The organism is Falsiroseomonas sp. E2-1-a20, assembly GCF_051433195.1.
GTDB lineage: Bacteria > Pseudomonadota > Alphaproteobacteria > Acetobacterales > Acetobacteraceae > Falsiroseomonas.
In genome coordinates this window covers 24062-36670 of the sequence record NZ_JBHMFT010000020.1, presented here as the reverse complement: position 1 = coordinate 36670, position 12609 = coordinate 24062, and the positions used below count along the sequence as shown (strand labels likewise).

General features: G+C 71.8%; 13 protein-coding genes. 8 read left to right on the top strand and 5 right to left on the bottom strand.

What is annotated here, in order from left to right; all coding sequences use genetic code 11:
• Positions 1-42: 42 nt before the first annotated feature.
• Positions 43-1854, bottom strand: coding sequence for a sensor histidine kinase (locus tag ACFHPP_RS21225; RefSeq protein WP_437165235.1), 1812 nt, complete (start codon positions 1852-1854; stop codon positions 43-45).
• A 427-nt stretch (positions 1855-2281) separates the two neighbouring features.
• Between ACFHPP_RS21225 and ACFHPP_RS21220 the strand changes: the two genes are divergently transcribed.
• A complete protein-coding gene (locus ACFHPP_RS21220; RefSeq protein ID WP_437165234.1) occupies positions 2282-3400 on the top strand; it encodes a glycosyl hydrolase family 8 in 1119 nt (372 codons plus the stop codon).
• A 21-nt stretch (positions 3401-3421) separates the two neighbouring features.
• On the opposite strand, the gene ACFHPP_RS21215 is transcribed toward ACFHPP_RS21220, so the two are convergent.
• From ACFHPP_RS21215 to ACFHPP_RS21200, 4 genes are all read right to left on the bottom strand, one after another.
• On the bottom strand, positions 3422-4099 hold the full coding sequence (locus tag ACFHPP_RS21215; RefSeq protein ID WP_437165233.1) for a response regulator transcription factor: 678 nt from the start codon (positions 4097-4099) through the stop codon (positions 3422-3424).
• A gap of 149 nt (positions 4100-4248) precedes the next feature.
• A complete protein-coding gene (locus ACFHPP_RS21210; RefSeq protein ID WP_437165287.1) occupies positions 4249-4665 on the bottom strand; it encodes a TadE/TadG family type IV pilus assembly protein in 417 nt (138 codons plus the stop codon).
• A 19-nt stretch (positions 4666-4684) separates the two neighbouring features.
• Positions 4685-5107 (bottom strand): TadE/TadG family type IV pilus assembly protein, encoded by a 423-nt coding sequence (locus tag ACFHPP_RS21205; RefSeq protein ID WP_437165232.1) that lies wholly within the window; start codon positions 5105-5107, stop codon positions 4685-4687.
• Positions 5108-5112: 5 nt separating this feature from the next.
• On the bottom strand, positions 5113-6411 hold the full coding sequence (locus ACFHPP_RS21200; RefSeq protein ID WP_437165231.1) for a pilus assembly protein TadG-related protein: 1299 nt from the start codon (positions 6409-6411) through the stop codon (positions 5113-5115).
• Positions 6412-6648: 237 nt separating this feature from the next.
• Here ACFHPP_RS21200 and ACFHPP_RS21195 point away from each other — a divergent pair, with 237 nt between their 5' ends.
• From ACFHPP_RS21195 to ACFHPP_RS21165, 7 genes are all read left to right on the top strand, one after another.
• Positions 6649-6816 (top strand): hypothetical protein, encoded by a 168-nt coding sequence (locus ACFHPP_RS21195; protein ID WP_437165230.1) that lies wholly within the window; start codon positions 6649-6651, stop codon positions 6814-6816.
• A gap of 62 nt (positions 6817-6878) precedes the next feature.
• Positions 6879-7376: a prepilin peptidase gene (locus tag ACFHPP_RS21190; RefSeq protein ID WP_437165229.1), complete on the top strand. Its 498-nt coding sequence runs from the start codon at positions 6879-6881 to the stop codon at positions 7374-7376.
• 3 nt (positions 7377-7379) lie between these two features.
• Complete coding sequence (gene cpaB, locus ACFHPP_RS21185) at positions 7380-8237, top strand: Flp pilus assembly protein CpaB (protein WP_437165228.1); 858 nt, start codon at positions 7380-7382, stop codon at positions 8235-8237.
• Positions 8234-9703, top strand: a complete 1470-nt coding sequence (locus ACFHPP_RS21180; protein WP_437165227.1) for a type II and III secretion system protein family protein — start codon at positions 8234-8236, stop codon at positions 9701-9703. Before cpaB ends, ACFHPP_RS21180 begins: the two co-directional genes overlap by 4 nt.
• A gap of 11 nt (positions 9704-9714) precedes the next feature.
• A complete protein-coding gene (locus tag ACFHPP_RS21175; protein WP_437165226.1) occupies positions 9715-10023 on the top strand; it encodes a hypothetical protein in 309 nt (102 codons plus the stop codon).
• Positions 10013-11263: an AAA family ATPase gene (locus ACFHPP_RS21170; protein ID WP_437165225.1), complete on the top strand. Its 1251-nt coding sequence runs from the start codon at positions 10013-10015 to the stop codon at positions 11261-11263. Before ACFHPP_RS21175 ends, ACFHPP_RS21170 begins: the two co-directional genes overlap by 11 nt.
• Positions 11260-12609, top strand: a complete 1350-nt coding sequence (locus ACFHPP_RS21165; RefSeq protein WP_437165224.1) for a CpaF family protein — start codon at positions 11260-11262, stop codon at positions 12607-12609. Before ACFHPP_RS21170 ends, ACFHPP_RS21165 begins: the two co-directional genes overlap by 4 nt.

Genomic DNA, 12609 nt, shown 5'->3' with positions numbered 1-12609 from the left:
TACTGCACAAAAGTTGTAATGTTTGATAGTGTACAAACTTGGTTAAGTCACAGGCGGCGGCGGATCGCCCGAGACTGTGACATCCGGGACGGCCAGTCGCAGCACGATGGCGAATTCCGTCCCGCCCTCCAGCGGCGCCGCGCTCAGCGTCCCGCCCATGTCGGCCAGGATGCCATGGCTGACGGACAGGCCGAGGCCCGGGGATTGGCTCGCTGATCTCGTGGTGAAGAAGGGCTCGAAGATCTTCGGCATGACCGCGGGCGGCACGCCGCCGGCACGGTCGCGCACCGTGATCCGCAGCCGATCCTCCTCCACCCGCGCGGCCACCTGCACCCAGCGTTCGCCGGGCGGCGGCGGGGCCGACATGTCGTCATAGGCGTCGCAGGCATTTACCACGAGGTTCGTCAGCGCGAGCGCCAGCGGCACCGGCTTGCCCAGAACCGGCGGCAGTCCCGGCGGCAAGTCACGCAGGATGGAGACGCCACTCTGCTCGATGCGGCCGTGCAGCATGCCGAGCGCGTTGTCGAGGATCTGCTCCATCCGCACCGGCTCGTTCTCGCTTTCGGCGGCCCGGCCGAACACCCGCATGCGATCGATGATGCCGGCAGCCCGCATGGCGAGGGAGATGATCACGTCGAGCTTGGCGGCCAGGCGCGGCGGCGCATCCGGCCATCGCAGGATGATGCGCTGCGCATTCTCCGCCGCCAGGCTGATGCCGGACAGCGGCTGGTTCAGCTCATGCGCCATGCTGGTCGCGACCTCGCCCAGCTGGGCCAGCCGCGCACTGTGCTCGGCGCGCTGCGCCAGGTCGTATTCGCGCGTCACATCGGACCAGGTGGACAGCACCTCGCCCTCCCCGTCCCGCGCCTGATGCGCCTTCATCAGCACGCGCAGCCAGATCCAGCGGCCGTCGCGGCGGCGGAACTGCACGACCACGACCTGCTCCGCACCGCCCAGCGCGCGGTCCATCGCCTCGACCAGGGGCGCGACGGGGGGCTCGATGTTGCGGCGCAGCCAGCCGCTGGCCATGGCGTCCTCGACCGAGAATCCGGTCAGCGCCACCACCGAATTGGCCACGAAGGTCCGGGTCCAGCGGCCATCCGCGCGCTTGCGGCTGCGGATCAGCACGCCGGGCATGGCGCTGGTCAGCGCCGCCATCTCCCGCCCCCAGGCCGCGAGGTCCCGATGCGCGCGGCGCAGCGCGTGGTCGCGGTACAGCATGGCGCCGAGGAACAGCAGCGCCGCCAGGATCATGCAGACCATGAACAGGTTGACCAGCGGCAGCGCGTAGTCGGTCTCCTGCCGCGCCACGATCCGGCGCTCGATCCCGGCGTCGCTGGATTGCGCGAGGCCATCGAGGCCCGCTTCCAGCACCCGCAGGACCTCGTGCAGCCGCGCGGAGGCATCCGGCGCATCGAGGGCCACCATCGCCTCCAGCCGCGGCAGCGCCACGCCAATCAGTCCGCGCAGGTCGCGAAGCTCCGGCACTTCGGCCTCGGCTTCGACGGGATGGCGGATATTGAGCCGCGCAAGCGCCGCCACCTGGTCACGGAATGCAGCCGGGTCCGCATGTTCCAGTTCGAGTTCGAGCCGCGCCGCGGCCAGCATTGCCTCGTCGACCAGGTGATGCACGATCAGCGCGTCACGCTCGGCCTCGACGGCCTGCTGCCGGAGGTCGATCAAAAGCGGGGTGAACACGGCGACGGCGGTCAACGTCGTGACCATCGCGATCAGCGCGATGATGCGGAGCACGCTGCTCGATCGCACCTGGCGCGGCGGCATGAACAGATTGCGCGACTGGCCCGGCGCCACCAGTCGCTTCATGTCGGCGCCTTCCGGCATCGGGAGGTTCATCCAATCCGCGAAACTGGTGGATGGGCCGATGCGGTCGCCTGGCGGGGCCGATCTCGGACCACGGCAGGCCAGCGCGCCGCCTGGACGGTAGGTAGGCTGCATTCCGGGAAGGCTCAAGCATCTTTCCTGGATGCCGACACATCCGCAGGCGGGGCGATGCTTCGCGACAAGTCCGGACCCTGGCCTGAAAGTCGCGCTTTGTCCTGCGCGCCACAAACAAGTTCGCACTCGGAACAGGTAGCCATGGCGCCGCGAATGCCGCACCCTGTGCGGGCGGACGCGACCACCGCAGGGCAGGAGTCCGCCAATGCCTTGCCTGCCTCATCGGCCACCGGTCGAACCGCGGTTTCCAACGGAAGGTCCACGGGCGGAAGGACCCCGTCGCAGGCTGCTGCGAACGGCGCTGGGCGTTGGTGGGTCCCTGGCCATGCCCGGCCGCCCGGTGGCGATGGGCGCAGCCTACCGCCCCATCCTGCTGCCGCCCGCCCCACCGCCGCAGCGCCAGGCGGGGCCGGATGACCTGGCGGAATGGCAGCGCTTTCGCCAGCGCTTCATCCTGCCGGAGGGTCGTGCCGTGGATACCGCCAATGGCGGCATCTCGCATTCCGAAGGCCAGGGCTATGCCATGCTGCTGGCCGGTTGGGCCGGCGACCGGGCCACCTTCGAAAGGCTGTGGGCCTGGACCGAAGCCAACCTGCCGCGGCCGCACGATGCCCTGTTCGCCTGGCGCTGGCAGCCGCACCAGGCGGTGCCGGTCACCGACCTGAACAGCGCGACCGACGGCGACATCGCCATCGCCTGGGCGCTGCAACGCGCCGCGGCCCTGTGGGACCAGGCCGCCTGGCATGATCGTGCGATACGAATTGCGCAGGACCTGCTGCGCCTGTCGGTGCGCCTGGTTGGCGGCGATACGGTGCTGCTGCCCGGGCCCTACGGGTTCGAGCGGCCGGGCCACGCGATCCTGAACCCGTCCTACTACAACCTGGTCGCCCTGCGCGCGCTGGCGCGGCTCGCGCCCGAACCGGGCTGGGCGGCGCTCGAGGTCTCCGCGCACCGACTGCTGGCCTCGGCGCGCTTCGGGCGCTGGGGCCTGCCGGCGGATTGGGTGACGCTGTCGCGCAACGATGGTTCGGTGGTTCCGGCTGCGGACTGGCCCGCACGGTTTTCCTGGGACGCCATCCGGGTGCCGTTGAACCTGTGCTGGGCCGGCGAGCACACGGCACCGGCCCTGAGCGCCGCCGTCGCTTTCTGGCGGCAGCGTCACGCAGGCTTCCCGCCCGGCCGGCACCCCGCCTGGGTGGACCTTCGCACCGGCAGCCTGGCGACCTATCCCGCGCATGCCGGTGTCGCGGCGGTGATCGCGCTGGCGACGGCAACGCAGGCCGGCACGGCGCAGGGCGCGGTGTTTCCGACACAGGCCGAGGCGACGGACTACTACGGCGGCGCGCTGGTCCTGCTGGCCCGGATGGCGCGGCAGGAGGGCGCGGTGGCGCGGCTCGCCCTGCCGGCGAGTGCCAGTTGCAGCTTCACCGGCACCGAGTGTTGAACCGAGGGGCCCGTCCCGGCTTCAGGCCTCGGGGAAGCCGTTGAAGGCATAGCCCTGGTTGCGGATGGCGACGATCACCTCCCCCGCGCCGCGGCAGCCCAGCTTGCGGCGGATCTGGTGCACCAGGTTGTCCAGCGACCGGTCCTCCGCCCGATAGGGCCGGCGCAGCACCTGCTGGGTCAGCACCTCCCGGTCCATGGGCGTGCCGGGCCGCTCCGCCAGCAGGGTGAGCAGCGTGAACTCCGCCGCCGTCAGCGGCACGGCGCTGCGGTCGGGGCGGTACAGGCGCCGCTCCGCCGGGGCGATGCGCCACTCGCCGGCCGGCACCGCCTCGCGCCGCACCGTCCGGCGCAGATGCGCGCGCACCCGCGCCACCAGCTCGCGGCCCGCGATCGGCTTCAGCAGGAAGTCATCGGCCCCCAGTTCCAGGCCGATCACGCGATCGGCCTCCGACCGGTTGCCGGTGAGGAACAGCACGGGCGCCGCGGTCAGCGCCCGCAGCGCCGGCAGCATCAGCAGCGTGTCGACCGCGCCCAGGCGCTGGTCGAGGATGATGAGGTCGGGCTGCCAGTCCTCCAGCATCTTCAGGGCGGCGGGCCACTTGTCCACGGATCGTGCGGCCATGCCGTGATCCGCGAAGGTTTCCAGCAACTCGCCGGCGAGGATGGCATCATCCTCGACGATCAGCAGGCTGGGCATCGGTACCGGGGTGGGATCTGGTCCGGGGATCGTCACTGGGCTGGGCCGCAGGCTCGGGGGATGGATGGCGGTCATGGGGCGTGCTCGATCGCCGGATACTGTAAAGTTAATTTCTCACATCCGCGTGTGCGACACAAGGACCGAAGCAGCTAGTTGAAGACCGCCTGCGCCGTTTCCCCCAACGTCACCGCGAACCAGGGCAAGCTGGCGGCGTGCGGGTAGCGCAGGGCCACGGTCACCCGCGCCACCGCGCCGTCCATGGCGCAGTCGCTGAGCGTGACCTCCAGCTTCGCCGGATCGAGCAGCGGCAGGCGGGCGGCCTCGCCGATCTGCGCCTGCCCCGCCTGGGCGCCGCTGAGCCCGGTGCAGGCGGCAAGGCCGCTGCCGATGTTCGAACCGCCACGCAGCGTCACCGCGCGCACCGCCTCGGCACTCGCCATGCGTAGCGATTCAACGGTGGCCATGTAGCGCCCCGCCTCCATCCCGCCGACCAGCAGCAGGACCAGGACGGGCCCGACCAGCGCGAATTCCAGGCTGGCGACGCCACGCCGGCCGAGGCGGATCATGGACACGGCACGGCGCGGCTCAGCGCAGGCGCAGGACGGCATGGCCGGTACCCTTGGTCAGGCCATGCAGCAGGTGAGGCACCAGCTTGCGTGTCGCGGTGACGGTCAGCAGCCGCGTCGCCCCGCCCGGGCAGGGCAGGTCGCAGGCGACGGGGCTGGCCGCGCATTCGCAGGCCAGAACCGGCATCGGCACATCCGCCTCGCTCAGCGCCGGCCAGGCGGCGATGACGCGGGCGCGGATGGCGGCGAGGTCCGCCGGGTCGGCGGCCGCCTGCTGCGCGCCGGCGCGGGCCGCGCGTTCCAGCCGGATCGAGGTCTGCGCCAGGTTGGCGACATCATGCGCGGCCAGGATCGCCAGCAGCAGCACCGGCGCCACCACCGCGAATTCCACGGCGGCGATGCCGCGCCGTGCGCCAGGCCCGCGGATGTTCCAGCCGGCCATCGGCGCTACTCCACAAGCCGCACGGTGCGCAGCGTCGCGAAGGGCGCGAAGCCGGCACAGCCGGAGACGTCGACATCGGTGTCCGAGGAGCCGGAGAAGGACAGCCGGTAGCCGACCACGCCGAGGCAACTGGAATAGCCGATGCCGCTGTTGCCGTTCACCACCACGTCGGAGTTCGGGAAATACATGCCGCCGAACATCTGCATGGTGGCGCCGCCGTTCAGCTGAACCTCCTTGGTGCTGCCATTGTTGGTGGCGCGGGCGTCGCGATACGCCACCAGCCCGGCGGCTTCCGGATGGCCTGGGATGAGCGAGGTGGCGGGGCCGCGCAGCGCGCCGGTGGCCTGGGCGTTGATGCGGATGGTGCCGACGCGGTCGGTATCGCCGGTCATCACCAGGGTCACGCCGTCCCCGGTGATCTTTCCCTGCACCGTCAGGTCGGCGTTCCTGAGGTAGTAGATCCCAGGCTCCAGGTGCAGGTGGTCCTTGGTGCCGATCGTCAGGTTGTCGCAGATGGCGGCGCCGGGGGCCAGCGTCGCCTTGTTGCTGGTGAAGGTGACGGCACCGCTGCGGCAGGCGGGTGGGCTCGGCGTCCAGCTCTGCAGGCCGGCAAAGGGGTCGGTGATGGGGTTCACCCGCCCTGCCGTCACCACCGGCCGCTGGGTCCGTGCCGCATCCGCCCAGACGTCGCCGCTGGCGCAGCCGCTGCAGGTGCCCGTGGTCACCAGCGCCGCGGCGCGCACGCTGGCGCTGCCATAGATGCGGATGCCGCCGGGCGCGGGCGCATTGGCCGCCAGGGCGCAGCGCGTCGCATGGGTGGTGCTGTTGCCGCCGAGTTCCAGCCCGCCACCGAGCGCCAGCAGGCAGACCTGCTCGTCGACATTGGCGATGGCGACGGCGCGGCGCCGGATGGTGGGTGCCGCATCCACGAACATCCCGACCAGCCGCACCTCCTGCCGCTGCGTGATGACGACTTCCACCGCCGCGGCGTTGCCGGCAAAGCTGCCGGTCGTGGGCGGGTGACTGATCGCCACGGTGGTACGACCATCCGCGACGAAGCCGTTGCGGGTCGCGGTATCGGTGGCGACGGCAACCACCGCACCGCCCGCCTCCCACGTCATGGCGCCGGCCAGCGCGGCGAGGTCGACCGCGGTGCTGGCGTTGCGCGCGGCCAGGTACCAGGTGCCGCCTTCCGCGGCGAGGCCGAGGAAGCCGATCAGCACCGTGAAGCTGACGGCGGTCATGCCGGCGACCGAGCCACGCCGGCCCCGGCGACCCACGATGAACTGCGCTGCCTGAATCACGGGATGCTCCCGCTCCGGTTGTGGACCGAGCATATGGCAGCAGGCGGGCATTCCATGCAGCAGCGCCCGCTTCAGGATTTGTCGGGCAGTGTCGCACAACAATAGGTTGCAAAGCCTTCGTTGCGCTCGCCTTCGAACTCAGCCCAATTGGCGGCTGTCGGATGGCACGCAACCTCCGGCGCGAGGTCCATCCGGGCCTCGGCACCCTGCATCGTGTCGTCGACAAGGAATGCCGCAATGATCGCTCTCGCCCTCACCAACGCCCGCCGCGCCATCGTCGACCGCAAGGGCGTGACGGCCGCGGAATACGCCGTGCTCGCCACCGGGATCGTCGCTGCGGTTGCTGCCGGCATCCTCGTCCTCAAGCCGCTGCTCGAAGCCAAGCTGGGCGGCCTGGTTTCCTAGCCAGGCAGATCCCCCGGCCCGTCGGCGAAGCGTCGGCAGGTCGGGAGCGGAGGAGCAAAAGCGTGACGGCGCTGGCGGAAATCCTGGTCGTCCTGCTGCTGCTCCTCGTCGCCTGGCGCGATGTCCTGACCCGCACCCTGCCGGACCTGGCCGCCGTCGCCATCGGCCTCCTCGGCATCGGCCTGCGCGCCCCGCTCGGCGTCTCGCCGCTGCTGCTGTCCCTGGCGGTGACGGCCCTGCTGTTCCTGGTCCTGCTCGCCCTGGCCATGCGGGGTTGGCTCGGCGGCGGCGATGTGAAACTCGCTTCGGCGCTGGCGCTGGGTCTCGCGCCTTCGGCGACATTGGATTTCGTGCTGGCCACCGCGCTCGCGGGAGGGCTCCTGGGTCTGGGCTACATGGCCGGACCCGGTCTTGCGCGATGCCGCGTGCCGGCCCTTGGCGGACGCGGCTTTCGCCGCGTTGCGGCCGTGGAGGTCCGTCGCCTGCGCCGTGGCGGCCCCCTGCCCTACGCCGTGGCCATCGCCGCCGGCGGCATATTCACCCACCTCGCGGTCACCTGAGCCATGTATCTCCGCCTGCTGCTCATCGCCTCGCTGCTGCTGAGCGCCGTGGGCCTCGGCGCCGTGGCCTGGCAGGTGCTGGCGCCGGATTCCGCACCAGCGCCGCAGCAGGCCGCGACCCCAGCGCCTCCCCCAACGCCCGCCCGCGTCAGCATCGTCGTCGCCGCCCGGCCGCTGCTGCCGGGCACGCTGCTGAAGGACGAGGATTTCGCGACCCGCGAAGTGCCGCCGGACCAGGTGCCGGACGGCGCCATCGCCCCTGGCGAGGAAAGCCGCATCGAACTGCGCGGCGCGCTGCTGCGCCGCTACCTGGAACCCGAGGTGCCGCTGCACCGCGACGACGTGCTGCGCCCGCGCGACCGCGGCTTCCTCGCCGCCGTGCTGCGCCCCGGCAGCCGCGCCATCTCGGTCGGCGTCGACGTGGTGACGGGGGCCGCCGGGCTGATCTGGCCCGGTGACCAGGTTGACCTGATCCTGACGCAGGAACTCGCCGCCAGCGACGCGCCGCTCGCCCGGCGCGTCATCGGCGAGACGGTGCTGGTCGATGTCCGCGTCATTGCCGTGGACCAGCAATTCACCCGCGGCGCCAGCGCCGCCGAAGCCACCGTCGGCCGCATCGCCCGCACCGTGACGCTGGAGGTCTCCGGCGAGCAGGCGGAGCGTGTCGCCGTCGCCAGCCGGCTCGGCCGCATCGCGCTGACGGTGCGGTCCATCGAACAGCCTGTGGTCCAGGCCGCGGGCGCCACGCCGCCGGTGTTCGGCGCCGACGTCTCCCCCGCCCTGGCGCGGTCCGCCATCAGCCAGGGTGCACGGATGCAGGTGTTCCAGGGCGACGAGAAGACCGAGGTGGTGTTCCGGTGAGGCGCGCGGCCCTGCGCGTCCTGGCCGCCGCCAGCCTTGCCTTCGCGGCCGGCGCCGCGTCGGCGCAGCCGCTGCGCGTCGCGCCGCAGGCCCCGGCGACGCCCGCACCCGCACAAGCCCCCGGCCTGCCGGTCTCCGTGCTGCTGGAGGCCGGCGCCGGCCGGCTGCTGCGCCTGCCGGTGCCCGCCATCACCGTCCTGGCCTCCGACCCGCGCATCGCCCGCGTGCAGCCGGCCTCCCCTACCAGCCTGTTCCTGATGGCGGTGGCGCCGGGCCGCACCACCGTGATCGCGACCGCGGAGGACGGCGCGCCGGTCGCCGAGTTCGACATCACCGTGCTGCCCAGCCGTGCCGCCGCGGTGCCGGCCGCCGGCGCCGACACCCCGCCCGCCGCCCCGCCTCCGCCCAGCGCCGCGGCAGTGCAGAGCATGATCCGCCGGCTGGTGCCCGGTGCGGCCGCGTTGACCGTGGGCGGCACTGCGCGCAGCCCGCTGGTGCTGGACGGCGCCGTGGCGAATGCCGCGGACGCACAACGCGCCGAGACCATCGCCCGCACCTATGGCGGCGAGGGACGCGAGGTCATCAACAACCTGACCCTGCTGGCCGGCATCCAGGTCAACCTGCGCGTCCGCGTCGCCGAGATCTCGCGCCAGGTCAGCCGGGAATTGGGATTCAACTGGCAGGGCTTCGCCAGCAACGCCGCTGGGCTGATGATCGGCCTGCAATCCGCCGGCGCCACCGGGGTGCTCAACGGGTTTGCCCGCCAGCCCTCCGGCAGCCGCTCGGCCTTCGACATCAACGGCGTGGTCGATGCCCTGGCCGCCGACCAGCTCATCACCATCCTGGCCGAGCCGAACCTGACGGCGCAATCCGGCGAACAGGCGAGCTTCCTGGCCGGCGGCGAGTTCCCGGTGCCGGTGGCAGCCAGCAACAGCACCAACTCCATCACCATCGAGTACAAGCAGTTCGGCGTCAGCCTCGCCTTCGTGCCCACGGTGCTGGGCGCGGACCGGCTGAACCTGCGGGTGCGGCCGGAGGTCAGCGAGCTGACCGAGAACGGCTCCATCAGCGTGCCGCTGGCCGGCGGCGTGGTGCGCATCCCGGCGCTGGCCGTGCGCCGGGCCGAAACCACGGTGGAACTCGGCAGCGGCCAGAGCTTCGCCATCGCCGGCCTGCTGCAGCAAAGCAACACCATGGTGAATACAGGCATCAACGGCGTGCGTGACGTGCCGGTGCTGGGCGCGCTGTTCGGCTCCGACCGCTACCGCCGCAACGAGACGGAGCTGGTCATCATCATCACGCCCTACCTCGTGCAGCCGGTGTCGGACCCCCGCGCGCTGGCGGCACCGACGGACCGCTTCCGGCCGGCCACCGACCTCGACCGCATCCTGCACCGCCGGCAGGCGGCGCGCGGCGCGGCGCCGGTGCCACCGAGCGAAATCGACGCCGGCTTCATCCTGGATTGAGGGAAATGGCGATGCGCAAGATCCACGTCCTGCTTCTGGTCGGCCCGCTGGCCGCCTGCGGCGGTGGCGACTTCGATCGGCCCGGCACCTGGCAGGCCAGCGGCGTGAACGACGCCAATCTGCGCCTGATGCTGGCCGATCCGCAGGACGCGGTGCGGGGCCGCGCGGCGGCGACGGAGCGCGCGCAACCCGCCACCCTCGCGATCACCCGGCTTCAGCGCGACCGTCGCCGATCGTTGCCCGACAGTCGCGCCGCCCGCATCGGCAGTGCGCCGGCCACGACGCAGGACGCCCCGATGGAGACAGCGGGTGCGCGCTGAACCCGGCCTGGCGCGGGAGGCGCCGGATACCGGCCGCGGCAACGCGGTGGTGCCGCCTGTCGGCGACCGCCCCGCCTGCCTCGCCTTCGTCGCCGACGAGGCGAGCGAGGCGGCGCTGCGCGGCGGACTTCCCGACCTGCTCGGCAGCCTGCAGATCCGCCGTGGCGACGTGCGCGCCGCGACCCGCGCGCTGGAACAGGAAGCAACCCCCGTCACGCTGATCGTCGACATCGGCGGCATCGCCGAGCCGATGCTGGCACTCGAGGCGCTGTCGCGCGTCTGCATGCCGGATGTACGCGTACTGGTCATCGGCGAACGCAGCGACATCGCCTTCTACCGGCAGATGACCCGCGACCTCTGCGTCGACGAATACCTGCACAAGCCGCTGACGCGGGACATGGTGGCGCGACTGTTCGGCCCGCTGCTGGCCGGTCAGGCGGCGGCCGCGGCGGAGGCACTGGGCCGCGGCAGCCAGGTGGTTTCCGTCTGCGGCGCACGCGGCGGCTGCGGCGCCACCACCGTTGCCGTCAACCTTGCCGTGCAGCTCGCCGCCACCAGCCGCGGCCATGTCGCGCTGCTCGACCTGCATCTGCGCGGCGGCAATGCCGGGCTGATGCTCGGCGTACGGCCCGGTACCGGCCTGCGCGTGGCGCTGGAACAGCCGGACCGCGTCGACGCGCTGTTTCTCGACCGAGTCGGCATCCCCATCGGCGACCGCCTGCGCCTGATCGCGGCGGAGGAGCCGATGGACAGCCTGCCGGCGCCGACCGAGGCCGGACTGCGCCAGGTGCTGGAGATGCTGCGCCACCGCTTCAACCACGTCGTCATCGACCTGCCCATGCCACCCGGCGCGGCGGAGCGCGCGGCGCTTGCGGCCTCGCGTCAGACCGTGCTGGTGCTTGGCCCCGACATCGCCGGCATCCGGGATGCGCTGGCGCTGCGCAAGCTGATCGCCGGCTGCGGCAGCTCGCAGACCACCTTGGTGCTGAACCGCAGCGGCATGCCGGGCGGGCTGAAGCCGAAGCTGGTGGAGGAGGGCCTCGGCGCCGCGCCCGACGTGGTGCTGCCCGACCTGCCAAAGCAACTGCCACGCGCCGCGAATCTCGGCCGCCCGGCGGCGCCAGATGTGCCGGCGCTGCGACGGGCCATGGCCCCGCTGATGCAGGAGATTTCCGCCCTGCCGGCAGCCCAGGCGACGCCGGGCCTGCTGGCGCGGCTGTTCGGGCGCGCCCGCGCATGAGCCGCACCTTCGGGCGGCGGCTGGAGACCGCGACGGTCATCGAAGCACAGCCGATGGCGCCGCCGCTGCCGCTGAAGCCGGCCGCATCCTCCGATGCGCCGGTCCGCCGCCTGCGCGTGCAGGTGATGGAGCGCGTCGATCCCGTGGTGGCCGCCGAATTGCCGGCCGCGGCGCTGCGCCAGCAGCTGGAATCGCTGGTGCATGAGATTGCGGGGCGGGAACGCATCGAGATCTCGGCGCGCGAACAGGCGCAGATCGCGCAGGAACTCGCCGACGACATGGTGGGCTACGGGCCGCTGGAGCCGCTGCTGGCCGATGACAGCATCAGCGACATCATGGTGAACGGCCCGGACCGCGTCTTCATCGAGGTCCGCGGCCGCGTGCAGCAGACCGACATCCGCTTCCGCAGTGCGGCGCAGCTGGCCGCCATCGCGCAGAAGATGGCGGCGACCGTGGGCCGCCGCGTCGATGAAAGCAGCCCGCTGGTGGATTGCCGCCTGGCCGATGGCAGCCGCGTCAACGTCGTCTTCCCGCCCCTGGCCATCGACGGTGCCTGCATCTCCATCCGCAAATTCGCCAAGCGCAAGGTGGACCTGCGGGCGATGGCGGAGGGCGGCTCGATGTCCGATGCCGTGGCCCGGGTGCTGGAGATCGCGGCGCGCTGCCGGCTGAACGTGGTGATCTCCGGCGGCACCGGCTCCGGCAAGACCACCATGATGAACGCGATGAGCCGGCTGATCGACCATGGCGAGCGCATCGTCACCATCGAGGACGCGGCGGAGCTGCAATTGCAGCAGCCGCATGTGGTGCGGCTGGAGACGCGGCCGGTGAACCTCGAAGGCCGCGGCGAGATCACGCAGCGCGACCTCATCAAGAACGCGCTGCGCATGCGCCCCGACCGCATCATCGTGGGCGAGGTGCGCGGCGCCGAGGCCTTCGACATGCTGCAGGCGATGAACACCGGGCATGACGGGTCCTACTGCACCGTCCACGCCAACACGACGCGCGACGCCATCATCCGCATCGAGAACATGGTGCAGATGGGCCAGTCCAGCCTGCCGAGCCGCGCCATCCGCACGCAGATCGCCAGCGCCGTCGACATCATCGTGCAGGTGGCCCGCATGCGCGATGGCGGCCGCCGTGTGCTGCAGGTGAGCGAGGTGGTGGGGCTGGAGGGCGAGGTGGTGACGATGAACGACATCTTCGCCTTCGAATTCCAGGGCGACGACGCCACCGGCCGCATCCGCGGGCGCTGGGCGACGCCGGCGATCCGTCCGGGCTTCTATGAGCGGCTGGAGTATTTCGGGCTGGGCGAGGCCTGGATGAACGCGCTGCGGGAGGCCTGA

What these genes read in the sequence shown, in the direction of transcription:
- ACFHPP_RS21225 (WP_437165235.1), bottom strand. Translation starts at nt 1,854, where the DNA reads ATGAACCTCCCGATGCCGGAAGGCGCCGACATGAAGCGACTGGTGGCG.
- ACFHPP_RS21220 (WP_437165234.1), top strand. Translation starts at nt 2,282, where the DNA reads ATGCCCGGCCGCCCGGTGGCGATGGGCGCAGCCTACCGCCCCATCCTG.
- ACFHPP_RS21215 (WP_437165233.1), bottom strand. Translation starts at nt 4,099, where the DNA reads ATGCCCAGCCTGCTGATCGTCGAGGATGATGCCATCCTCGCCGGCGAG.
- ACFHPP_RS21210 (WP_437165287.1), bottom strand. Translation starts at nt 4,665, where the DNA reads ATGATCCGCCTCGGCCGGCGTGGCGTCGCCAGCCTGGAATTCGCGCTG.
- ACFHPP_RS21205 (WP_437165232.1), bottom strand. Translation starts at nt 5,107, where the DNA reads ATGGCCGGCTGGAACATCCGCGGGCCTGGCGCACGGCGCGGCATCGCC.
- ACFHPP_RS21195 (WP_437165230.1), top strand. Translation starts at nt 6,649, where the DNA reads ATGATCGCTCTCGCCCTCACCAACGCCCGCCGCGCCATCGTCGACCGC.
- cpaB (WP_437165228.1), top strand. Translation starts at nt 7,380, where the DNA reads ATGTATCTCCGCCTGCTGCTCATCGCCTCGCTGCTGCTGAGCGCCGTG.
- ACFHPP_RS21175 (WP_437165226.1), top strand. Translation starts at nt 9,715, where the DNA reads ATGCGCAAGATCCACGTCCTGCTTCTGGTCGGCCCGCTGGCCGCCTGC.
- ACFHPP_RS21165 (WP_437165224.1), top strand. Translation starts at nt 11,260, where the DNA reads ATGAGCCGCACCTTCGGGCGGCGGCTGGAGACCGCGACGGTCATCGAA.